The sequence below is a fragment of the Flavobacterium sp. WC2509 genome (assembly GCF_052683105.1).
The window spans coordinates 1,159,382-1,179,873 of record NZ_JBQZFG010000001.1 but is presented as its reverse complement, the minus strand read 5'-3'; the positions used below and the strand labels follow the sequence as shown (position 1 = coordinate 1,179,873).

Below are 20,492 nucleotides of genomic sequence, written 5' to 3'. Positions count from 1 at the left end.
TCATGGCAAACAAACCAAACAAAGTAAACAGAAGCTGGGTGCAACCTAGAGTAGCATTCGAGCGTAAGGTAAGTTACCAAAGCTTTTATAACGCTCGTAAGTGGCGCAACACATCAAAAGCCTATCGTGAAGCGAATCCTATTTGTGAGTGTGAAGATTGCAAGCGTGATGATATCGTAAAGAAAGCTGATGTGTGTGATCACATCAAAGGTTTAGGTTATCTGTTGGACAACGGGCTTGATCCGTATGATTGGGATGAACTTCAAAGCATGAATCATGAATGTCATAATAAAAAATCGGGAAGCGAATCACATCGTTCAAAGAGGGGTATGGGGTAAAATCTCTAGAGTTCTGAACATGCGTACATCGCTGTTTAGCTTGAATTTTACTCGGAGTGTTGTTTTGGGTAGGGGGGTCTAATGTATTAATAATTAAGGATATGTCTAATATGAAAATTATAAAAGGTGATAACGAAATTGTTGAAGTAAATAAAAATCTTTACGAGATTTTATACAAACTTCCTGCATCAAATTCGAAAATTACAATGTCTAAAGATCAGTTGTATTGGTATAAATATTTTGGTCAACAATTGGTTGATACAAAAAAATTAACGAAACCTGATTTGATTCATTTAATTCGTTTAGCAAAATCTGTTGATTATTACATTCAGGCTGAAGAAAAAATAAGTGAATTAGGTTTCGATGGTGGTTTGATTCAAACTTTCAAAGGTGGTGCAACAAACGTTTCGGGTTATGTCACCGTTCGTGAAAAAATGATAAAAGAAATTGATGAGTTATCAAAACATTTTGGTTTCAGTTTCAAAGACAGAAGCAAACTTATTGAGCATAAAGAAACTGATACTGGTCAGGGAGATTTATTTAAAGATTTTTTAAACGCTAATCATGGGTAACGTTGATTCTTTGCGAGGTTTTTCGGAGTAGCACAAAACCAAGTTTCGGATTAAGCCCCAAACAAAACAAGTACACAACCAACAATAAATTTATAAACCAAGCCGAAAATCATCGCAAAGAAATTGTTATCGTTTCGGCTTTTTTTCTAAGTATAACTAAAAAGAACAACTAATAAACAACTAAAAAAATGGATTTAGATAAACTAATAAAAGCTGTTGAACAAAAAACAGTAGAAGAAATAGTAGATGTTACTATTCAAAAAACAAATGTATTAGCTAACTTTTTATGTAAACTCGGTTTTCATAAATGGTATGTGAAAAGCGGAGAAGGGCATTTTTGTAAAAATCAATGTTTTAATTGCGGAAAATATGGATTGCCTCCTAATTAGCCGTTCCAACCAAGCTGAACGATAACTATCTGCTACACGTTATAAAAGTATTACAATTATGGAACAATATACCGAAGTTACTACGATTAAGCTTTCTAAAATTCAAAAGCAAACATTAGTTAAATTGAAAGAAATAAAAATCAAAGTGTCTCAATTTATTCGGGATACAATTAGCGAAAAACTAAAACGTGATGTCTCAGAATTAATAGTGAAACCCACTAAAGTATATATCCCTTTCTAAAACCAACTTAGTATAAAATTTAACCAATGGCACTAAAATCAAACAACCCAACAAACGCAATCATAAACCGTAATTTCATCATACGAGTTTTAGAAAACCCGCATGAAAACCATGTTAAAAACACAAAATTAACATCGGCAAACAAGCTTTCGGGGTACATAAAAGACGAAGAACTAAAAATAAAGCTTTTTAATAAAGTATTATTCGGTGACAAAGATAAATACACGTTTGCAATAAGAAGTAGGCTTAAAATCGATTTTCAGTCAAAATAACTAAAAAATGAAAAAAAAGATAAAAATAACAAGCTTAATCGATAAACAAGGTTTTGGAATTAATTTAATTCCAGTGGTTTATATTGGTTATGAAAATTATAGTTATAGTAAAGTACTTATGTTTTATGTTAGTTGGTTTTTTTGGGAATTTACTCTTGAATTACATTACTAAATCGATTTTCAGTCAAAATAACAAATAGTACTAATTATTATATGATAAAAGTCATTTACAACTTAAACTTTAGATTATATGTTTGATTTAACCAACTCACTAACCTCAATCCCTAAAACCTTGCAAATTTTGAAAAGCATCCCGATAGAAGTATTTATTTCACCTCTCTCAATTCGTCCTATTTGACTGGGTTGAAGATCACAGTCGATGGCAAGTAGTTTTTGAGAAATATTTCTAGATAATCTTTTCTCTCTAAGTTTTTTGCCAACGTTCTTAATGAATATTTTTTCGCTATTATCTATCACGCAATAAAATTGCGGTAAACTTTCAAAAGATAAGAGCGCAAATCTGCGCTTTTTTAAACTATTTAATGCAATTTTAATAACCCAAAACAGAATAATCTAAAATGCAGATCACACCTCAAATGCTAGCTTCGATTCCTTTTCAATATGCAAATGATGTGCGTACCGGAAAGATCGTAACCGGAAAAAGGATAAAGCAAGCCGTGGAGCGTTTTTATAAGTGGATAGAAACCGCTGATCAGGATGGTTTTTATTTGGACCACAAAAAAGGAATGCAGATTATAGATTTCTATCCTACATTTTTAAATCACACAATCGGAAAACTAGCGGGACAGCCTTTTGTATTAGCTCCTTTTCAGCAGTTTACAATGTATAATTTGTTTGGTTGGATAAAAACTGAGACAGGAAAACGCCGTATAAAAACCGTTTACGACAAAAGAGCTAAAAAAAACGGAAAAACAGCTGAAATGGCGGGACTAGCTTTGTATTGCTTGTCTTTTGATTTAGAAATGGCAGCGCAAATTTACGTAGGTGCAACCAAAGAAGAACAGGCTAAAATATGCTGGGAACAGGCAAAAATGTACATCGAAAGTCCAGTAGCAAATCCCGCATTGCGAAATATGGGATTTTATTGCCTTCAAAAGATTATCGGATTTAAAAGAACAGGTTCTAAAATGATGGCTTTGGGTGGTGATTCCAAAACACAAGATGGAATTAACTGTCATTTGGGGATAATAGACGAATATCACGCCCATAAAGATGATACTGTCAAAGAAAATTTAGAATCTTCTACAGTACAAAGATCACAGCCTATTATTTACCAAATCACTACAGCAGGTGCAAATGTGCAATCAGCCTGTAAACGTTATGAGGAATCAGTAATAGAAATTCTAGAAGGTCGAAATATCGATGACAGGCTTTGGATAATGATCCATGATATTGATCAGGAAGATTTGGAAGAACCTAAAACCAAAAAGAAAAAAAACAAAGACGAAAAAGAAACATGGGAAAATAAAAAAATTTGGATAAAAGCAAATCCATTACTTGGAAATGGTTTATCGATTGAAGGAATTGAAGACGAATATACCAAAGCAATTAATCAATCAACTAAAATCCGAAACTTCAAAACTAAGAATTTGAATATGTGGGTCGATCAGCAATTCGACTGGATTCAAACGGAAATTTGGAATAAAAATAAAGTTGATGAAATCCCAATGGAAAAATTTTCGCTTTATGGTTCATATGCTGGATTAGATTTGTCTAAAACTAGAGATTTAACCGCATTTGTGGCACTATCGGAACCTGATGAAGATCAAAACCGATATATTAAAATTTGGATGTTTATGCCAAAAGATACAATTGTGATTAGATCTAAAGAAGATAGAATACCCTATCAGTATTGGGCTGATTGTGGATATATTATTGCTACACCAGGGAATGTTGTTGATTATAATGTTGTTGAGGATAAAATCAAATCTGAATGGTTAAATCTTAATATAAACAGAATGGAATATGATTCTTATAACGCTACTCAAATAACCCAAAATCTTTTAGCAGAAGGATATAATGTTTCTGAGTTTAATCAAGGAATTGGAACGATTTCTACTCCAACAAAGGAGTTTGAAAGATTGGTTTTAAAAGGCAAAATAAAACACGATGGAAACCCTGTTTTGGCATGGATGCTTGCATCGTGCGATATATATACAGATGCTAATTTGAATATAAAAGTACATAAAGGACGGTCTTCGATAAATGGAAGGCGTGTCGATGGTATTATTGCGACAATTATGGCATTAGGTGGTTCAATGTCTGAGCCTGAAGAAACTAATGAAAGTTATTACAACCGCGATGATGCGGAATTTGTTTGTTAACCAAAAAAAAGAAAATAAACTATGTTAACACCAGCTGAAGAAAATGCCCTAAGAATTTACGTTGCAAAATTGGAAAAAGAAAACGAAGAAATGAAAAAACTCTCTACCCTGGAGGGATTTTATTCTGTGTTTTTCCAAAAATTAAAAAACGCCCCATCCAACAAATCCGCTTTTGATGAAGTAAACGAAACCTACCATAAACTATTCGGAAAGTATCGCTATTCCGATTTTAATGCATTTCAAACAGTGATGAATCGTAACAATAAAAAAAAATAACAAATGAAAATTTTAGCAATAATTGTACTCACATTTATAATCGCCTTTGTAACCAGTTCGCTTTTAGAACTCGATTTTTTTAGTAAAAATCCCGTCCGGTATGCGTTGTTGGTTTTGCTGATAATTATCGAATTGGCAACAGGGTATTTTTACATAAAGTCCGAAATTAAAAATCTGAAATCATAAATAAAATGTCTGAAAACCTAAAAGCCGAAAATCTAGCCAAAGCAATAAGATTGCTCCCAATTGCCAAAACCTATCCACCAAACGTAATAACTGTAGCAGTTGGAAAGCTAAAATACACCTTCGAAAAAACAGACAAGGATTGGTATTTTAAATTTTAGTATTAATTTTATAAAAAAAATATAAATATGGGAAAGTCTGTTTTACAAAGAAAAATAAAAAAAATTATTGTAGAATTTGAGGATTCAGATAATTTGGAATTAGATTTTAATAATAATGAATCATTTATTATTTCTGGTACAAATGGAAGTCATGTTATTCCTGGGAAATTTAATGAAATGGAAAGGGTGTCTAATGGTTTGTCAGTTATGAATATATTGATAGGTCCTGATTTTGTTATTAATCCTTTGAGTGTATCTTTTAATAATGAAATTAGTATGAGTTTGAATAATTATTAATTTTATAAAAAAAAAACAAAATGGATTTTAATCTAATAAATGAAATTAAGTTAGAATTACCTGATGCTAATAGTTACGAATTAAATGAATGTCATTTTCCGTTAATGAAAGCTCCTGAAATTATTGCGACCAATTCTGTTTATTCCTCACAAGAAAAGAAAAATGATATTTATATATTTGAAAAAAGATATAATAGAGATCACGGTTTTTTTTGGGAATTCAAGAGAATTGAAAAATTTTAAAATAAAAAAAAAGATGAAACCTAAAAAAATAGATATTGATATTTCTCTTCCTGAAATACCAGGAGAAAATGAAATGTTAGATTTTTTTATTAAAAACATTTCACAAGATATGATTTCAGATATTGACGAAATGATGGAAAAGACAGTAGAATCAATATTGAATAATAAAGAGCCAGATTTAAGAGGTCTTTTTAATTAAAAAAAAAATAAAACATCAAATCCCTTTCCTATTCCGAAAGGGATTTTTCTATTTAAAGAAATACAACAATGTAGTATATTTAAGAAGCACCGTTAAAATAATTTTACCCAAAATAAAAAGGTAAAATGAGTTTAAACGGTGCTTTTAGCGAAATGTTCACACCTCAAAAAAGAAGTGCATCAGATGCTTCTTATTTTAGTGGGTTTAGCAGTTTCTTCTCTACAGGCAACGGAAATTTTTCCTCAATGCCATACAAAAAAGCATTAACGCTAACAGCGGTCTTCAATGCAATAGAGCAAATCTCAAATGACATAGCGAAAATCCCTTTTTCGGTAAACCGTAAAGTGGGAAATAACAGGGAGTCGCAACCGAATCACCCGGCACATCGATTGATTTCGTATGCGCCAAATTCGCTAATGACAACCTTTATTTTCCGCAAAACAATGGCAATTTCTTTGTTAACCCGTGGAAATGCTTTAGCTAAAATTGTTTATGACAGTATAGGAAACCCGATAGAAACCATTTTTATTGACTGGGGCAAAGTAACAGGCATTCGCGTAAAAAACGGTGAAAAGGTTTTTGATGTAACCGGTTACGGAACCTTATTAGCTTCTGAGGTTTTGCACTGGATGCATTTCACACTCGATGGAATCGTTGGAGTTGCACCAATAACTTATGGAGCGCAACAACTAGGATTAGCAATCGAGGTGCAAACCTATTCTGCAACAAATTTCGCAAACAAAGGAGTTCGTCAAGGAGTTGTTGAAAGTGATAAGACGATTACTAAGGGGAAAGATCAAATTATTGCTGGTGTAAAAAAAGCATTCTCCGAAAAAGACCCAACACGTGTAGCGGTTTTGGATGAAGGTATGAAGTGGAAAGCAATTACTATTACTCCACAAGAATTGCAGATCATCGAAACGGCAAAATTTACAGTCGAAGAAATCGCCCGTATATTCAACATTGCACCTCATAAAATCAAGTCTTTAACACAATCTACGGACAACAATATTGAACAACAGTCATTGGATCATCAGTCTGATACAATACAGCCATATGTTACCAATATTGAACAGGAATATGCTATAAAACTGTTTACTAAAAAAGAAATCGAAAACGGATACTATGTTCGTGGAAATATGAATGTTTTGCTTCGGGCTGATATTAAATCGAGGGCAGAATATTATTCAAAAGCAATAAATGCAGGTTGGAAAAACAGACAGGAAGTTCGTCAGTTAGAAGATGATAATGATGGTCCCGAATTCTTGAATGAATTTTTAACACCAGTTAACACTTTTACAGAACAGCAACTTAATGCTAATATTCAAAATACCTTAAAAAATACCAAAGATGGAAATTCAACTAAATAAACCCGTAATCCGTGAAGCGGTTGTTCGTGCTTTATCCGATAAAAATAAAGAAAACCGTGAAGCTGAATTTGTGATTTCAACTGAAGCACCTGATACCTACGGAACAGTTTTTAAAATTTCGGGTTGGGATTTAAAACGATACGAAAATAATCCGGTTGTTTTTTATGCACACAAATCCTATTCTGATAATCCTGATATGGTGATCGGAACGTCAACAGTTCGTATAGAAGATAATCAACTAGTGGCAATCGTTCGTTTCGAATCTGCTGAAATTAATCCCGTTGCTGAAAAAGTATTTCAAAAAATACAAGCAGGAACTTTAAGAATGGCTTCTATTGGTGCGAACCCAAAAAGAGGTCATTGGGGTGACGAAAAACTAGGTGAAGATCGTGACGTGATTTATTTCGATGAACAGGAATTATTAGAATGGTCTATTGTGCCAATAGGTTCAAATCCTGAAGCATTAAAAAGAGAATCCCAAACCATTGACGAGATTCGAGGTATAATCAAAAAAGAAAATCCTGTAATCGAAGAAGTTCGAACAGATGAAAATAAAGAGTTCCAAACTTTTGAGGCTCAATTAATTATTAACTCTAATTTATTATAAGCAAATGAAAAAATCTGCTGAATTAAAACAAGAACGAGCCTTAAAAATTAAGGCTCAACAAGATTTAACAGCTTTGGCAACGACTGAAACTCGTGCGCTGAATACTGAAGAAGCAACCGCTTTTCGTGCGGTTCAAATAGAAATTGATGATTTAACAGGTCAAATCGAAATAGCTGAAACTGCTGAAAGAAACCAGCGTTCTTTAGAAGGTTCTCAGCCTACTGGTTTTGTGCCTGAAGGACAACAAAGACAAGCTGAAAAGCCTGTATTTTCCTTACACCGTGCTATCCGTTCTCAAATGGTTAACGGTGATATGAAGCTGGAAGGTCCTGAATTAGAAATGCATCAGCGTGCTTCTAAAAGAGGTTTGGCGTTGGGTATAGCTGTTTCAGGTTTTGCAATCGAAACTAGAGCGACATCACAAACAGTTACAGGAAATTCAGGTGCTGATGGTGGTAATTTAGTTGCTACTGATTTACAGTCACCAATTGATTTCTTGCGTCCAGAGCCGTTAATGAAAAAATTAGGTGCTGTGTATCAATCAGGATTGACAGGGAATTTACGTTACCCAAAAAATGCGGGTGGTATTGTCGCTTCTTGGGAAGGTGAAACTGACGAAGTTGATTCAACTGCAAACGCTTACGGTTATGTAGATTCAATCCCAAAAAGATTGGCAGTTACCGTGCCTATTTCATTGCAGAACTTAATGCAGTCATCAATTGATTTAGAAGCTTACACGGCTAAAGAAATCAATGCAGCAATCGAAAACGCAATTGATGCAGCAGCGGTTAATGGTTCAGGAACAGGACAGCCTTTTGGTGTTTTAAATGTTTCGGGTACAAATTCAGTTGCTACTGGAACAGATGGTTCAGCTCCTACTTGGGCAAATATTGTCGATATGGAAACTGGAATCTTTGTACAAAATGCAAGTGCGGCAAAGATGTCATATATCGTTAATCCTCAAACTCGTGGTAAGTTGAAAAAAACCAAACATGAAGCGGGTGATTTAGGGTATATCATGGATAAATCAGGAGAAATCAATGGATATCCTTCTGTGACTTCAAATCATGTTCCTGCGAACTTGACAAAAGGAACTGGAACGGCTTTGTCTGCTGCTGCTTTTGGTGACTGGACTCAATTGTTAATTAATCAATGGGGTTATATGGATTTTTCAGTAGATGAATTTTCTCGTAAAAAAGAAGGTTTTGTCGAAATCACTGTAAATGTTTTCTTGGATGTTTTAGTAAAACAGCCGAAAGCATTCTCTGTTATTAAAGGATTGATAACTGCTTAATTCGTAAAAGAAAATGAGTAAAGGAAAAAACAATACAGCTACCGTATCGGTGGCTGTATTAAAATCAAATTTTGAAGCTTCAGAACTGGCTTTAAATGCGATTACGGAAACAGCAACTGCTGAAGAAAAAGAAGCGGCACAAACTGCTTTTGATGAAGCAAAAAAAGTATTGGATGCGCTTAATGATGTTTCAACTGATAAGGAAGGTGAAGATGCTCAAATTGCATTTGAAGAATCGGCAAAAGCTTTAGAAGTTATTACTGCATTACCAACACCTGAAGAAAAAGCTTTGGCTCAAACTGCTTATGATGAAGCGAAAAAAGCTTATGAAACTGCAACTGCTCCAAAGGCTTCAACTGTTCCAAAAGCAGAAAAGGAAAAGTATTTAAAAGGTGTTTTTGTTGTTTCTCCAACAGGCAAATATAATTTGGCTTACAATGTTGGTGAATCAGCTTCTTTGCCTGAATTACAGGCTTTAGAATTGGAAGAAGCGGGCTATTTCAAGTTAGATAAATAATTCAATCATCATGGTAACACATTCTTATACAGAGATAACCGCGACAGCTCCATTAATTACTTTGGCAGCAGCCAAAAAACAACTTCGTCAAGGAGTTGAATTTACTGCTGAAGATGATTTGATAGTGGAACAAAGCGAAGCGGCTCAAGTAGCTTGTGAAGATTACATCAATAGAGGAATTTCAGAACGTAAGTTTGTTATGGAATTATCTGTTTTTGAATCTCCTTTGACTTTCGCTCGAAACTATGAGAATGACGAAATCGAAAAGGTTGAATATTATGCACCTGGAGAAATAACACTAACGACTTTGCCAGCTGATCAGTATAAATTGAGAAAATCAAACATAATCGAATGTTTCGATATTAAGTTTCTTGCAATGCCAGCAACAGAAGTTCGTGACGATGCAGTGATAATTACTGTAAAACAAGGATTTACATTGGCAAAATGTCCAAAACCTATTTTACAGGCTATAAAATTACGTATCTCCGATTTCTACGAACGCCGTGAAGATCGTGAGCAAGGAAATTCACCAGCATCAAACAATTTACTTCGTCCATACCGTAAATTCTAAATCATGGAAAAGAATCCTTACATAGGTCAGATGAATAGTGTTATCCAGTTAGTTGAAAAGGTTAAAACCCGAACAGAAACAGGTTCTGAGATTTCGACTAATGCTCCTGTTTGTTCGCCATTTGCAAAGATGACAGATATTTCAGGAAACGAAGTGGTTGATGGAAAGGTAAAACATTTGGTAAATAGGATTTATGTAGTTCGTTTTAATGATGTTATTAAGAGTAAAGGAACGGCTCTCGTTTTAATAGACGAAGGCCGTGAATTTGAAGTAATTCACATCTTAGAATTAGGACGTAGACAGCACCTCGAAATTAGAGTTAAAATCTATGAATAGTCCATTAATGCAAGTCGAAGGCTTTGCGGAATTGCAGGCGAAAATCAGGCTTTTAGCCGATGATAAAGACAAACGAAAAGAAGTCTTAGTCATCTTGCGGGAAGTAGCAAAACCAACATTGCAAGCAGCTAAAAGTTTAGTTCCAATTGCTTCAAAAAGGCATAAGGCTAGAGGTAAATGGATTGATCCTCGTAACCTTCAAAAGTCACTGGGTAATATCACAGGGAAACAAGATAATCCAACGGTTTATGTTGGTCCACGTGCAAAAGGATCTTTTGATGGATGGTACGGTCATTTTGTCGAAAAAGGTGTAAATGTGTACCGAAAAGGTTTTAAGAGAAAACGTAAAGCAGGGGCAAACGATCATGCATCGGTTGGAAAAACCAAAGCAAATCCATACATGGCTAAAGCTTATGAATCAACGAGCGGACCTGTAACAGCTGATGCAGAACGTAAAATGGCAGTGTTTATACAACGTAGAATAGATAAATTAAGTAACTGATGTTTAGTAGTCTCTCAAAGGAAATATATAGCTTTTTTTCGGCTTTACCGGAGTTTAATGCGGTAATGCAAAGGGATGGTGAGACTTTATTGTTTCCTATCGTGGCTTTAGAAGGTAATACATTACCGCTTACCACTTATTATTTAGACGAAATAACACCGGAAACCAAAGATCGTTCACAACTTGAGATCAGTGTTATGTTTTGGTTTAACCAGGGTAGTTATGATACGTGTTGCTCTTTTACGGATGTGATGATTGAAAAGATAGACGAAAAATACAATTTTCTGTCTTCAAAAATAGAATACAATGAGGAAAGTTTTACTTACTCAGGAATAGTGACTTTTAATTTATTATAAAAAAACTTAGAAATTATGCCAAGCGAAATTTACAACGGAAAACTATTGCGATTCAAATTTGATGCTAAAAAAGTATTACACGCAACATCGTGTAAGCTAGATTTTTCTACCAAATTAGAAGAAATCGCCACAAAAGACACAGATGGAACTATTTCGATTCCTGGGAACTACACTTGGAGCGGAAGCACCGAAGCGTTATTGGCAAACTTACCAACTGGTGATACCACGCACGTAACCTTCGATGATATTTTGGCTAAAAAATTAGCAGGTACCGAAATCGATGTTGAGTTTACAACAGATGCAATTGGTGATATTCTATATACTGGTAAAGCATATATCGAAAACGCCAGTATTACAGCTGATACAGGTTCCTCTACGAAAGTATCTATTTCATTCAAAGGGAATGGAAACTTAACTCAAGATGTAGTAGTATAATGAAAGATATTACGGTAAAAATAAATGGAAGCTCATTCAAAATGAGCTTCTCTTTAAAGGTATTTCGTGTTTTGGGTCAAGTCTGGAATTTGGAAACCTTGCCTGAAGTGATGCAGAAAGTCGCTTTGATTGAACAGATAGACACTGGTAGGCTTGAAATCTATGATGTTTTATTTGAGCTTCTTTTTCAATCGATAGATTGTCATCCTGATAATACTGTAAAAATAAAGATATCAGATGTCGAAAATTTATCAATAGATGAATTGATGGTATTGGCTAATGAAATGGCAAAAGGTATCGCTGAAGCTTTCAAGCAAACGGAACAAACTGAAAAAAAGTTGAAGGCTCCGAAGAAGTAGATTCGGAGCCTGAAACATGGGATAAACTTGAAGAATTAGCCTTAGGACAATTAATGTTGTCAGTTACTTATTTCTACAGTCTTACGTATCGGGAATTTCAAAATACTGTAAATGGTTTTCGAAAGTATGAAGATGCAAAAAGCAGAGAACAATGGGTAATGACTCGTAAAGTAATGTGGTCTGCTTTGAGACCGTATCAAACCGAAAGTTTTAAAGAAACTGATGTTCAGGAATTCCCTTGGGAAAAAGATCTTATAAATAAAATTTCTGAAAAAGAGTATCAGGAAATGTTAGAAGTAGAGCGAATCAGTAAAGCTTTTTTTGACAAATACGATTCGAAAAAATTAGGTAATAAACCACAGGCTTAAATATAAAAACCTTTATCAATGGCTAGCTTAGCAACAATTAACGTAAAATTTCAAGTCGATTTAAAGCAGTTTTCTACGGGAATGCAAAACTCGTTGCGTGAAATTGACAAGTTTGGTCAAAAGATGCAAAAAGTAGGTCGTGGAATGACAACTTATTTCACGGCTCCAGTTTTAGCGGCTGGAATTGCTGCGACAAAAATGGCTTCGGATTATGCTGAAAGTGTTAATAAAGTTGATGTTGCTTTTGATTCTTCTTCAAGTACTGTAAAAGATTTTGCGAAAACCTCATTAGAATCTTTTGGTATTGCTGAAGGTACGGCTTTAGATCTTGCGGCAGCTTATGGTGATATGGGTACGTCGATGGGGTTAACTACTACTGAAGCTGCTAAAATGTCAACTTCTTTGGTTGGTTTGGCAGGTGATTTAGCCTCGTTTAAAAACATCGGTATAGATCAGGCAAACACGGCGTTGTCTGCTATTTTTACTGGTGAAACAGAGTCTTTAAAAAAGTTAGGGATTGTAATGACAGAGCAAAATTTACAGCTTTTTGCTATGTCAAAAGGAATCCGCACTTCTATTAAAGATATGGATCAGGCTTCTAAGGTAAATCTTAGGTATGCTTATATTATGAGTGTAACTACAAATTCCCAAGGGGATTTTGTTAGAACCGGAGCTGGTGCAGCGAATCAGTCACGGGTTTTTATGGAATCGCTTAAACAGCTTGGACAGCAATTTGGACAAGTTATTTTGCCATATTTTACCAAATTTATTACTACGATAAACGGAATGGTAAAAGGATTGTTAGGTCTTTCTGAAGGTACTAAAACGACTGTTTTGGTAGTTGCTGGGTTGGTTGCTGTGGCTGGTCCATTGTTAGTTGTGATTGGTTCTATTGCTGCGGGAATACCGCCTTTGGTGGTTGGATTTACCGCCTTACGAACTGCTTTTACTGCTCTTTCTGCTGCAATGATTGCAAATCCTTTAACGGCTTTGGCTTTAGTAGCAACAGCGGCGGCAACTGCTATTATTTTATTAAATAATAATACTGAAAAAGCAGTTACTTCACAAACGGCTTTAAATGAAGCTGTCAAAAAAGGAACTGAAAATGCGACCGCTGAAGTTGGTGCGCTGGATAAAGTATATGCATCAGCTACTAATGTGAAATTATCTACTAATGAACGTAAAAAGTCAGTTGATGATTTGCAGGCTTTGTATCCGGCTTACTTTGGAAACCTGAAAGATGAAATTATTTTAAACGGAAAAGCTGAAACTTCATATAAAAATTTGCGTGAAGCTATTTTTAATAAAAGCCGTGCTACTGCTGTAGATAATGAATTACAAAAACGCGCCAATGATCGTGTGGCTCAGGAAATGGAATTGCGTAATAAAATCGTTGCTACTGAAGAAGAAATTTCAAGAATAAGAAAGGGTGCAAATGTAATTGTTTTGCAGGAGGCAAGTGCTTCTGAAAAAACGGCTGCGGTTACGATTACAAAATCCGAATTGATAAAAGCGCAAACTGATTTATTACGAATCCAAAATTCGGATCTTAAAAAATTCACTCAAGATAATTTAAAAGCTGATCAGGTTTTATTTTCGGCAAAAGAGGAATACTTGAAAAAAACTGGCAAGCTTGAAGAAAATGAAGCTTTGAAATTGCAAAATATCAAAATAGGTACTGATGCGATTAAAGACAGTATTGATGAGTTACGTCCTGGTACTATTGCGTATTATGAAAGCTTAATCAAGTTACAGCAAGAAGACCAAAAAAACAATGCGTTAAGCAATGCTGAGTGGTTAAAAAAGCAAGCTTTAATTGATGGTTATAAAAAAAAGATAGACGAATTATCAAAACCAAAACAAATAAAATTACCAAAAGCACCACTGGCAGATGATGCTCAAACAAATATTGCGATTCCTGAATTTTCGTTAGATGAATTAAAAAGCCAGCAATCATACTTTGAAAAATTAAGAGAACAATTTGCGACTACTTCAGTTGAATATGCAAAATTAAGTGAGCAAGTAAATAATACTCAATTAAAAATAAAAGAGATTGAAGGTGTTGATGAATTAAATACAAAAGTGGTTGAGCTTACTGAAAGTCAAAAGCGTTTAATTGAAACAGCAGATTTAGCTGGTCAATCCGTTGCAGGTGCTTTTTCGACTTTATCAACTTCTATTGTAGAATCGTTGGGGCTTGCTCAAAATGGTTTTGATGGTTTTATTGCAGGAATGATTCAAACGGTAACCAAATTAATTGCAATGATGTTGGCTTCGGCAATATCACAATCAATTGCAGGTGCAACATCATCGGGAACTGCTACAGGACCAGCGGCAATATTTACAACTCCTGCATTTATAGCAACAGCTGTAGGTGGTGTTTTAGCGGCTTTTGCATCTATCCCTAAATTTGAAACAGGTGGTATAGTTGGTGGCTCATCTTTCTACGGTGATAAAATCATGGCTCGAGTAAACTCAGCTGAAATGATTTCTAATACAGATCAGCAAAGAAAAATTTGGGGCGCAATGAATAACGGCGGCGGTTCGTCTGAAGGTGGTTTTGTAGCTTCTACAGTAATGAAAGGATCTGATATGTTGATACTAATCGAACGTGCTACGGCTCGTAAAAACCGTATCGGATAATGGCAAATTATTATATAGACATAATCGACCAGGAACTTAGTCAAAGTCTTTTTGTGATTGAGGTTGCTTCAAGGGAAGGAATTACGCTTTCGTGGAATGGTTCGGATAAAAAAGACGAACTTAAAATAGTAGGTTCTAGCCTTGCATTTGATATTGCTCATACAGAATTAAAAGACGCAAAATTTATAAGATATTTTACAGGTAATGAAATCCGTTTCAAAACTGAATTGCGTCAATATTCAGATAACGCATTGTTGTGGACAGGTTTTTTAGTTCCTGATACATACTCTGAGCCGTATACTAACAGCGTTACGTTTGTAGAAATGACAGCCACATGCGGGTTAGGTCGTTTAAAAGGAAAATACCTTCCTGAGAGTTATTACCGTGACGAAAAAAGTATAATTGATATTCTTTGTAAATCACTTTCGCTAACAGGCTTGCAACTTGATTTATTTTTTAATCCGGCTATCGAAAACAGTGTAGAGAAAAGTTACAAAAATATCTTTATCGATACAGCGAGTTTTGTAGATAAAAGCAAAAAGCAGGATGTGTATAAAATCCTTGAAACCCTGATGAATGATATGCTGTGTGTGTGTTATCAAGCTGATGGGCGTTGGAATATCGAAGGAATTAATCAACGGTCCATTCGTGGGTACAATGCAAAGTTATACGATTACCAGGGGAATGATTTAGGAGTTTTGTCAGGAAATAAATTGTATAAAAAAATTAAGGCTTTGGTAACTCCAAATGTTACAATGATACCGCCTTATAATATGATTACGGTTACACATGAAAGAGTACCACAAGGTTTTCCTGAAACCATCGCAAAAGAAAAAAACGAAGGTTGGGCAGTAATTACAGGTGTGAAGGGCGAAATATATGCAACAGATTGGAATGGTAATAATGGGTATTATGCAAAAGCAATGGTACCTGATTATTATGTTTCATTAATGAAGTATTATACTCCTCAATTTATTCCACCTACGACAACTCCATTTGATGCAAATGATTTTGTAAATCTTAAGAATAAGATTTTTGTTTATAAATATCAAAAAATTAAGATTTCAATTTCTTTTAAGACGTTAACATGGTTGGAGGGGTATACTCCTTCTGTTCCGGCATCAAATAGTAATCCTTTTTTGTATGAGATTATATTAAATAATACAGTTCTTTTTTCAAATAATAAAACTACAATTCCAGAGAATGAAAATATAATTTTTGTTGATGGTCAGGCGAAGTTGGATTTTGAATTTATTGTACCAACACAAGGTTTAATTGATATAAAAATTTATCGTTCGGGTCAAGATGTTTATTTGTCAAATATTAAAGGTTTTGAAATCCGTGAACTGGAAATCAGTCCGGTGGCTTTTGAAGAAAATTTGATATTTACTGATTTGATAAATGGTGAATATACAGTTGATGCAGATATTGAATTGACTTATGCTGATGATGATACGGCGTTTAGTAATGGTTTTCGTTTGGCTAAATTAAAAGAAGCGACAACAACTTATAATACAATTCAAATCCCTGTCATTAATGGGTTTACTCAAAACGGAAATTACTATTCCAGAGTTGCTTTGGACGGTGCGAATTTGATTAAAGATAATATCAATACTACTATATATGGTGGCGGTGTTTTAACAAATTTGGAAGTGATTTATAATTATAAATCTTCCGGAGATATGGTTGTAAAAACTGATTTTCCAATCACGTCTGGAAGTTTTTCTGTAAAAGTCTATAAAAATAATGATTACGTAGGTAGTCGTGATTCATGGATGCAATGGACGGATGCGATTTATAAAATAGAAACCAATCGTTATGTAAAAACTGTTGCTAATATCATACGTAGAATGTTTAGTGAACCAATGGAAAAATTGGATTTAGTCGCTAAAAATGCAGTTAAGTTTAATGATTTAATTGCTTTTCATTATGTGGATGATAAAATGTTTACGATTACGAATTGCTCTTGGAATTTGGATACAAACAAAACAACTCTTACGCTTTCTCGTGCTATTTATCGCGATAGTGATGGTGGCGGTGGTGGCACAAGTCCTGATAATATTCCTCCAATAGTAAATGCAGGTTTGGATATCGAGTTAACTAATAGTCAAACTTCGGCTTCATTGTTAGCAGTTGCTTATGACGTGGATGGTGTTATAGTTTCTCAGGTATGGACCAAAGTTGTAGGTGGTTTTGGTGATGTTATAATGACGCCTTTGCAGTTAGCTACTGATTTGCAAAATTTGACCGAAGATTTGTATGAATATAAAATTCAGGTTACTGATAATGATGGCGCAACGGCTTTTGATACTGTTAGATTGGTACGAAGAAAAACGCATGTAGTTTCTTTAGAGTTGACTGTGGTTAGAGAGGCTCCATTTCTGTATTATAAATACAAGTTTAAAATAGATCCAAATATTGATCCGTCATTCAATTTAGTATTAAATGGTAAGGTGGGATTGATTTCTCCGACTTCTCAGCCTGCTACTATTCGAATTATGAAAAACGGGGTTTTATATCATGAATACAATTTGATGTATTTAGCTAATTATGAAGAGACTAGTTTTTCTGTAGGGTATATGTCTACAGATGAAATAATTTTTGAAGTAGAGCAACAGTATGAAGCGGATTGGTTGGCTTTAGGTAGCTCTCGTTTTCAAATAACAAGTGTGAATTTTATAACTGGTGCGGGAGATATTTCGGGGCTTCCGTTAACTGGGCAGCCGGTGCCTGGTGCTTTCCCTCCTTGGTAAAATTATGGAAAAAGATGTACAAAGAATAGGAATAGGAAACAATAGGTATCCTAATGTTAATGAGAGTATAGGTCTTGATGAGGCTGGGTATTTCACATTTGACAGTACAACAGTACGGTTTGATAGCGTACTAGATACGTTTGATTTTGATATCATTCCAATACCGCCTGTTGTTGTAAGAGATTATTCAGCAACAGATTATTCAACAACAGATTATAAATAAAAAGCGATATGACACTTACAGAATTAAGAGATTTTAGCAATACAAAATTAGGTGATGCTTCAGATATTACGGCAGCTGAGCACCGTGAGGTAAACAATGCGATTTTTGATTTTATAGGAACGTTATTGCCGTTGGCTGAAGGGTCGTTTGATATTGGTGATGTTACTACAACTGATAATGTAAGAACAGTGACTTTTTCCGATGTAGGAACTGATAACTATAGAATTCGTGGCAGTTTGGTGTATAAGGGTACTGATTTTAATAATAGTAATGATGTGTCTTATGTTACTGGTGAATATACGCGAACTTCTTTTAAAATAGGTTTGCGTGAAATATCGCCAAATATTCAAAACTTAAGATTTGACTGGGAGTTAAAACCTAATAATTAAAGATTATGATTCAAGATATATATTTAGGTGCGGCACCGAATGATAAAACAGGAACTCCAGCAAGACAAGCCGGGCAAATCATAAATGCAAATTTTGCGTATTTGGATGCAAAAATCAGTAATGTAAACGAGATAATTGCCCAAACAGGACATTTAAAAGTGGGTCAGGATTTGACTTATTACGCTGACTGGGTTTGGAAAATTAACGGAGCGGTATATACTAATCCTGTAGATGTAGTGACTATAATACCATTTACATCTACAGGAAAGGAAAGGTTTGATTTATTTGCTTTGAATACATCTAATACTTTTCTACGAATAGAAGGTACTGAGACTGATCCTGGTATTGTTGATATTCCTGATTTACCTATAGATATGATTCAGGCAGGAATAGTAAAAGTTACTGATTCAAGTGTTGGTGATCCAACATCGCCAATAGTTGGAGGTGATTATGTTGAGAAATCCGAGTATTCAGAACTTTTTGTACCATCTACAGAATTAGGACATATAACTCATTATGGATTTAATAGTGTTGCTTCGGGTATAAGATGGAATGGATCAGAAACTCATATAGATGGTGTATCTATTTATTCTGATTACAAAGCTTATACTGGAAAGATTTTTACACTTAAAAATTTCCAAACTACAGAAATTATAATAAAACATTTAGCGGTAAACCCGGCTAATAATACTCAGTTTTGGTTCCCAAATGAGCAAGATTATGTTTTAAAGCCTGGTCAAATAATTGAGTTTTCATATTCTTTTAGGACACTATGTTTTGAGTTTATTGGTGATGCAACGGATTTAGCGACTAAAGCAGATTTAGTTTCGGGTAAAGTTCCAGCTTCACAATTACCAAGTTATGTCGATGATATTTTGGAAGGATATTTACTTTCTAATGTATTTTATGTTGAAAGTAGTCATACAACAGTTATTCCTGCTGAAACAGGTAAAATTTACATTGATATAACTACTGGTCAGAAAAACAAAGAATATCGCTATTCAGGATCTACTTATATTCAAATAACTAATGGTTTAATTGCATCTACTGATGATGTGCCTGAGGGTTCTAATTTATATTTCACAACTGCTAGAGTTTTAGCCACGTTATTAACTGGAATATCATTCGCTACAGGCGGTGCGATAGTTTCTACTGATTCTGTTTTGGTGGCTTTTGGGAAAATTCAAAAACAGATAACGGATGGTTTTACAACATCTAATATAAGATCACTTTTAGGAATTACCACATTATCAGGAAGCAATACAGGTGATGAAACTACAGCCACTTTAAAAACGAAATTCGATGTAGAGCTGGCTTATGCTTTATCTGATGAAACCTCAAATTTAACAGTTGGAAACTTAATTTCATTTAGAATGCCTTACGCTATGACTCTGAGTGATGTTCGTATAAGTGTAAATGATGCACCAACATTAAGTAGTTTGATTGTTGATGTTAAAGAGGCGGGTGCTTCGATATTTAGCACACTATTAAGTATTGATGCTTCTGAATTGACAAGTGTGACAGCTGCTACTCCTGCTGTAGTTTCGGATGTTAATCTAGCTGATGATGCATTGATAACTGTAAGTACTACTCAAATTGGAAGCGGTAATACAGGTAAAGGATTAAAAATAGTATTTAAAGGGAAAAAAGCATAACAATTTAAAATTAAATATATCATGAGCGTACCAGCGGTTTTAATTAGAAAAAGCACAAAAGAAATTATTAAACAAGCTTCATATCCTAGAGCTGATATGTTGCCTGTTGAAGGACTAGATCCTGATTATGAATGGTTAGTAAAAAATATTCCATATCCTGAACCTGATTATGATTCTCGCATCTTTATTATGCAAACTAATTTGCCTGATTTAGCATATTTAGATTCTTTTCAAGAACATCCATTATATTCAGGTGTGAGAGAATATAGAATTACTTATTCTCCTGTTAAGCGACCTAATGATGATATTATCAGAGCTATTGAAAATGCTGAAAAAGAAGCGAATCAGGGCGTTTTTCCTGAAACTATTCATAAAGATGAGTTTTCATTGATGTTAAGCAGTGTTAGAAAAGACGCAAAAAACCTTGAATTAACAAATGCTGAACAAATTAAACTTGAACAAATAGATAATGTTGCTGTGAAAATATCAAAGAATAAAGATACTGCATCTATTAAAATTGAACAGGTTATGGCAGGTCAAGAACCTAATATAGATGAAGGATGGGAGAGAAATCAATAAATCTGAAATATAATATTTAT

The 20,492-nt window shown here is 34.4% G+C and carries 30 protein-coding genes; 29 read left to right on the top strand and 1 reads right to left on the bottom strand.

Going from position 1 to position 20,492, the window contains the following annotated elements; genetic code table 11:
* Positions 1-2: 2 nt before the first annotated feature.
* The 6 genes from ACUN3A_RS04780 (at position 3) to ACUN3A_RS04755 (ending at position 1,984) form a co-directional block, all read left to right on the top strand.
* Complete coding sequence (locus tag ACUN3A_RS04780; RefSeq protein WP_445550198.1) at positions 3-338, top strand: hypothetical protein; 336 nt, start codon at positions 3-5, stop codon at positions 336-338.
* A gap of 110 nt (positions 339-448) precedes the next feature.
* Positions 449-910, top strand: coding sequence for a P27 family phage terminase small subunit (locus ACUN3A_RS04775; protein WP_445550197.1), 462 nt, complete (start codon positions 449-451; stop codon positions 908-910).
* Positions 911-1,098: 188 nt separating this feature from the next.
* Positions 1,099-1,299: a hypothetical protein gene (locus tag ACUN3A_RS04770; RefSeq protein ID WP_445550196.1), complete on the top strand. Its 201-nt coding sequence runs from the start codon at positions 1,099-1,101 to the stop codon at positions 1,297-1,299.
* A gap of 58 nt (positions 1,300-1,357) precedes the next feature.
* On the top strand, positions 1,358-1,540 hold the full coding sequence (locus tag ACUN3A_RS04765; protein WP_445550195.1) for a hypothetical protein: 183 nt from the start codon (positions 1,358-1,360) through the stop codon (positions 1,538-1,540).
* A gap of 26 nt (positions 1,541-1,566) precedes the next feature.
* Positions 1,567-1,812, top strand: coding sequence for a hypothetical protein (locus ACUN3A_RS04760; RefSeq protein WP_445550194.1), 246 nt, complete (start codon positions 1,567-1,569; stop codon positions 1,810-1,812).
* A gap of 7 nt (positions 1,813-1,819) precedes the next feature.
* Positions 1,820-1,984: a hypothetical protein gene (locus ACUN3A_RS04755; RefSeq protein WP_445550193.1), complete on the top strand. Its 165-nt coding sequence runs from the start codon at positions 1,820-1,822 to the stop codon at positions 1,982-1,984.
* A gap of 74 nt (positions 1,985-2,058) precedes the next feature.
* Here the strand turns inward: ACUN3A_RS04755 and ACUN3A_RS04750 are convergent, their stop codons facing one another.
* Entirely contained in the window at positions 2,059-2,289 is a 231-nt protein-coding gene (locus ACUN3A_RS04750; RefSeq protein WP_445550192.1) for a helix-turn-helix domain-containing protein, read from the bottom strand.
* A gap of 101 nt (positions 2,290-2,390) precedes the next feature.
* Between ACUN3A_RS04750 and ACUN3A_RS04745 the strand changes: the two genes are divergently transcribed.
* The 23 genes from ACUN3A_RS04745 (at position 2,391) to ACUN3A_RS04635 (ending at position 20,472) form a co-directional block, all read left to right on the top strand.
* The gene (locus ACUN3A_RS04745) at positions 2,391-4,157 is read left to right on the top strand and encodes a terminase large subunit (RefSeq protein ID WP_445550191.1); all 1,767 of its coding nucleotides are present in this window, start codon (positions 2,391-2,393) and stop codon (positions 4,155-4,157) included.
* A 21-nt stretch (positions 4,158-4,178) separates the two neighbouring features.
* The gene (locus tag ACUN3A_RS04740; protein WP_445550190.1) at positions 4,179-4,433 is read left to right on the top strand and encodes a hypothetical protein; all 255 of its coding nucleotides are present in this window, start codon (positions 4,179-4,181) and stop codon (positions 4,431-4,433) included.
* 191 nt (positions 4,434-4,624) lie between these two features.
* Positions 4,625-4,777: a hypothetical protein gene (locus tag ACUN3A_RS04735; protein ID WP_445550189.1), complete on the top strand. Its 153-nt coding sequence runs from the start codon at positions 4,625-4,627 to the stop codon at positions 4,775-4,777.
* 27 nt (positions 4,778-4,804) lie between these two features.
* The gene (locus tag ACUN3A_RS04730) at positions 4,805-5,074 is read left to right on the top strand and encodes a hypothetical protein (protein ID WP_445550188.1); all 270 of its coding nucleotides are present in this window, start codon (positions 4,805-4,807) and stop codon (positions 5,072-5,074) included.
* 20 nt (positions 5,075-5,094) lie between these two features.
* Positions 5,095-5,316: a hypothetical protein gene (locus ACUN3A_RS04725; protein WP_445550187.1), complete on the top strand. Its 222-nt coding sequence runs from the start codon at positions 5,095-5,097 to the stop codon at positions 5,314-5,316.
* A 13-nt stretch (positions 5,317-5,329) separates the two neighbouring features.
* Positions 5,330-5,515: a hypothetical protein gene (locus ACUN3A_RS04720; protein ID WP_445550186.1), complete on the top strand. Its 186-nt coding sequence runs from the start codon at positions 5,330-5,332 to the stop codon at positions 5,513-5,515.
* A gap of 125 nt (positions 5,516-5,640) precedes the next feature.
* On the top strand, positions 5,641-6,885 hold the full coding sequence (locus tag ACUN3A_RS04715; RefSeq protein ID WP_445550185.1) for a phage portal protein: 1,245 nt from the start codon (positions 5,641-5,643) through the stop codon (positions 6,883-6,885).
* On the top strand, positions 6,866-7,492 hold the full coding sequence (locus ACUN3A_RS04710; protein ID WP_445550184.1) for an HK97 family phage prohead protease: 627 nt from the start codon (positions 6,866-6,868) through the stop codon (positions 7,490-7,492). The genes ACUN3A_RS04715 and ACUN3A_RS04710 overlap by 20 nt, the downstream gene beginning before the upstream one ends.
* A 4-nt stretch (positions 7,493-7,496) precedes the next feature.
* Positions 7,497-8,786 carry a phage major capsid protein gene (locus ACUN3A_RS04705; RefSeq protein WP_445550183.1) on the top strand — a complete coding sequence of 430 codons (1,290 nt, stop codon included), beginning with the start codon at positions 7,497-7,499 and terminating at the stop codon, positions 8,784-8,786.
* A 13-nt stretch (positions 8,787-8,799) separates the two neighbouring features.
* Complete coding sequence (locus ACUN3A_RS04700) at positions 8,800-9,303, top strand: hypothetical protein (protein ID WP_445550182.1); 504 nt, start codon at positions 8,800-8,802, stop codon at positions 9,301-9,303.
* A gap of 10 nt (positions 9,304-9,313) precedes the next feature.
* Entirely contained in the window at positions 9,314-9,874 is a 561-nt protein-coding gene (locus ACUN3A_RS04695) for a head-tail connector protein (RefSeq protein ID WP_445550181.1), read from the top strand.
* A 3-nt stretch (positions 9,875-9,877) separates the two neighbouring features.
* Complete coding sequence (locus ACUN3A_RS04690; RefSeq protein WP_445550180.1) at positions 9,878-10,210, top strand: phage head completion protein; 333 nt, start codon at positions 9,878-9,880, stop codon at positions 10,208-10,210.
* The gene (locus tag ACUN3A_RS04685) at positions 10,203-10,712 is read left to right on the top strand and encodes an HK97 gp10 family phage protein (protein ID WP_445550179.1); all 510 of its coding nucleotides are present in this window, start codon (positions 10,203-10,205) and stop codon (positions 10,710-10,712) included. The genes ACUN3A_RS04690 and ACUN3A_RS04685 overlap by 8 nt, the downstream gene beginning before the upstream one ends.
* Positions 10,712-11,068, top strand: a complete 357-nt coding sequence (locus ACUN3A_RS04680; RefSeq protein ID WP_445550178.1) for a hypothetical protein — start codon at positions 10,712-10,714, stop codon at positions 11,066-11,068. The genes ACUN3A_RS04685 and ACUN3A_RS04680 overlap by 1 nt, the downstream gene beginning before the upstream one ends.
* A 15-nt stretch (positions 11,069-11,083) precedes the next feature.
* Complete coding sequence (locus ACUN3A_RS04675) at positions 11,084-11,503, top strand: phage tail tube protein (RefSeq protein WP_445550177.1); 420 nt, start codon at positions 11,084-11,086, stop codon at positions 11,501-11,503.
* A gap of 41 nt (positions 11,504-11,544) precedes the next feature.
* The gene (locus tag ACUN3A_RS04670; RefSeq protein ID WP_445550176.1) at positions 11,545-11,862 is read left to right on the top strand and encodes a hypothetical protein; all 318 of its coding nucleotides are present in this window, start codon (positions 11,545-11,547) and stop codon (positions 11,860-11,862) included.
* 53 nt (positions 11,863-11,915) lie between these two features.
* Complete coding sequence (locus tag ACUN3A_RS04665; RefSeq protein ID WP_445550175.1) at positions 11,916-12,230, top strand: hypothetical protein; 315 nt, start codon at positions 11,916-11,918, stop codon at positions 12,228-12,230.
* 18 nt (positions 12,231-12,248) lie between these two features.
* Positions 12,249-14,873, top strand: a complete 2,625-nt coding sequence (locus ACUN3A_RS04660; protein ID WP_445550174.1) for a hypothetical protein — start codon at positions 12,249-12,251, stop codon at positions 14,871-14,873.
* Positions 14,873-17,626, top strand: coding sequence for a PKD domain-containing protein (locus ACUN3A_RS04655; protein WP_445550173.1), 2,754 nt, complete (start codon positions 14,873-14,875; stop codon positions 17,624-17,626). Before ACUN3A_RS04660 ends, ACUN3A_RS04655 begins: the two co-directional genes overlap by 1 nt.
* Positions 17,627-17,630: 4 nt before the next feature.
* The gene (locus tag ACUN3A_RS04650; RefSeq protein ID WP_445550172.1) at positions 17,631-17,849 is read left to right on the top strand and encodes a hypothetical protein; all 219 of its coding nucleotides are present in this window, start codon (positions 17,631-17,633) and stop codon (positions 17,847-17,849) included.
* Between the two features lie 8 nt (positions 17,850-17,857).
* Positions 17,858-18,238 (top strand): hypothetical protein, encoded by a 381-nt coding sequence (locus ACUN3A_RS04645; protein ID WP_445550171.1) that lies wholly within the window; start codon positions 17,858-17,860, stop codon positions 18,236-18,238.
* A 5-nt stretch (positions 18,239-18,243) separates the two neighbouring features.
* Complete coding sequence (locus ACUN3A_RS04640; RefSeq protein ID WP_445550170.1) at positions 18,244-19,893, top strand: hypothetical protein; 1,650 nt, start codon at positions 18,244-18,246, stop codon at positions 19,891-19,893.
* 21 nt (positions 19,894-19,914) lie between these two features.
* A complete protein-coding gene (locus ACUN3A_RS04635) occupies positions 19,915-20,472 on the top strand; it encodes a hypothetical protein (RefSeq protein ID WP_445550169.1) in 558 nt (185 codons plus the stop codon).
* The last annotated feature ends 20 nt before the right edge of the window (positions 20,473-20,492 follow it).

Bases quoted from the DNA above. Each gene is read 5' to 3' on its own strand.
- ACUN3A_RS04660 (WP_445550174.1), top strand. From the start codon at position 12,249: ATGGCTAGCTTAGCAACAATTAACGTAAAATTTCAAGTCGATTTAAAG.
- ACUN3A_RS04705 (WP_445550183.1), top strand. From the start codon at position 7,497: ATGAAAAAATCTGCTGAATTAAAACAAGAACGAGCCTTAAAAATTAAG.
- ACUN3A_RS04755 (WP_445550193.1), top strand. From the start codon at position 1,820: ATGAAAAAAAAGATAAAAATAACAAGCTTAATCGATAAACAAGGTTTT.
- ACUN3A_RS04695 (WP_445550181.1), top strand. From the start codon at position 9,314: ATGGTAACACATTCTTATACAGAGATAACCGCGACAGCTCCATTAATT.
- ACUN3A_RS04655 (WP_445550173.1), top strand. From the start codon at position 14,873: ATGGCAAATTATTATATAGACATAATCGACCAGGAACTTAGTCAAAGT.
- ACUN3A_RS04780 (WP_445550198.1), top strand. From the start codon at position 3: ATGGCAAACAAACCAAACAAAGTAAACAGAAGCTGGGTGCAACCTAGA.
- ACUN3A_RS04640 (WP_445550170.1), top strand. From the start codon at position 18,244: ATGATTCAAGATATATATTTAGGTGCGGCACCGAATGATAAAACAGGA.
- ACUN3A_RS04645 (WP_445550171.1), top strand. From the start codon at position 17,858: ATGACACTTACAGAATTAAGAGATTTTAGCAATACAAAATTAGGTGAT.
- ACUN3A_RS04730 (WP_445550188.1), top strand. From the start codon at position 4,805: ATGGGAAAGTCTGTTTTACAAAGAAAAATAAAAAAAATTATTGTAGAA.
- ACUN3A_RS04740 (WP_445550190.1), top strand. From the start codon at position 4,179: ATGTTAACACCAGCTGAAGAAAATGCCCTAAGAATTTACGTTGCAAAA.
- ACUN3A_RS04710 (WP_445550184.1), top strand. From the start codon at position 6,866: ATGGAAATTCAACTAAATAAACCCGTAATCCGTGAAGCGGTTGTTCGT.
- ACUN3A_RS04690 (WP_445550180.1), top strand. From the start codon at position 9,878: ATGGAAAAGAATCCTTACATAGGTCAGATGAATAGTGTTATCCAGTTA.
- ACUN3A_RS04775 (WP_445550197.1), top strand. From the start codon at position 449: ATGAAAATTATAAAAGGTGATAACGAAATTGTTGAAGTAAATAAAAAT.
- ACUN3A_RS04715 (WP_445550185.1), top strand. From the start codon at position 5,641: ATGAGTTTAAACGGTGCTTTTAGCGAAATGTTCACACCTCAAAAAAGA.
- ACUN3A_RS04635 (WP_445550169.1), top strand. From the start codon at position 19,915: ATGAGCGTACCAGCGGTTTTAATTAGAAAAAGCACAAAAGAAATTATT.
- ACUN3A_RS04760 (WP_445550194.1), top strand. From the start codon at position 1,567: ATGGCACTAAAATCAAACAACCCAACAAACGCAATCATAAACCGTAAT.
- ACUN3A_RS04680 (WP_445550178.1), top strand. From the start codon at position 10,712: ATGTTTAGTAGTCTCTCAAAGGAAATATATAGCTTTTTTTCGGCTTTA.
- ACUN3A_RS04735 (WP_445550189.1), top strand. From the start codon at position 4,625: ATGTCTGAAAACCTAAAAGCCGAAAATCTAGCCAAAGCAATAAGATTG.
- ACUN3A_RS04720 (WP_445550186.1), top strand. From the start codon at position 5,330: ATGAAACCTAAAAAAATAGATATTGATATTTCTCTTCCTGAAATACCA.
- ACUN3A_RS04685 (WP_445550179.1), top strand. From the start codon at position 10,203: ATGAATAGTCCATTAATGCAAGTCGAAGGCTTTGCGGAATTGCAGGCG.
- ACUN3A_RS04670 (WP_445550176.1), top strand. From the start codon at position 11,545: ATGAGCTTCTCTTTAAAGGTATTTCGTGTTTTGGGTCAAGTCTGGAAT.
- ACUN3A_RS04745 (WP_445550191.1), top strand. From the start codon at position 2,391: ATGCAGATCACACCTCAAATGCTAGCTTCGATTCCTTTTCAATATGCA.
- ACUN3A_RS04765 (WP_445550195.1), top strand. From the start codon at position 1,358: ATGGAACAATATACCGAAGTTACTACGATTAAGCTTTCTAAAATTCAA.
- ACUN3A_RS04675 (WP_445550177.1), top strand. From the start codon at position 11,084: ATGCCAAGCGAAATTTACAACGGAAAACTATTGCGATTCAAATTTGAT.
- ACUN3A_RS04770 (WP_445550196.1), top strand. From the start codon at position 1,099: ATGGATTTAGATAAACTAATAAAAGCTGTTGAACAAAAAACAGTAGAA.
- ACUN3A_RS04650 (WP_445550172.1), top strand. From the start codon at position 17,631: ATGGAAAAAGATGTACAAAGAATAGGAATAGGAAACAATAGGTATCCT.
- ACUN3A_RS04700 (WP_445550182.1), top strand. From the start codon at position 8,800: ATGAGTAAAGGAAAAAACAATACAGCTACCGTATCGGTGGCTGTATTA.
- ACUN3A_RS04725 (WP_445550187.1), top strand. From the start codon at position 5,095: ATGGATTTTAATCTAATAAATGAAATTAAGTTAGAATTACCTGATGCT.
- ACUN3A_RS04665 (WP_445550175.1), top strand. From the start codon at position 11,916: ATGTTGTCAGTTACTTATTTCTACAGTCTTACGTATCGGGAATTTCAA.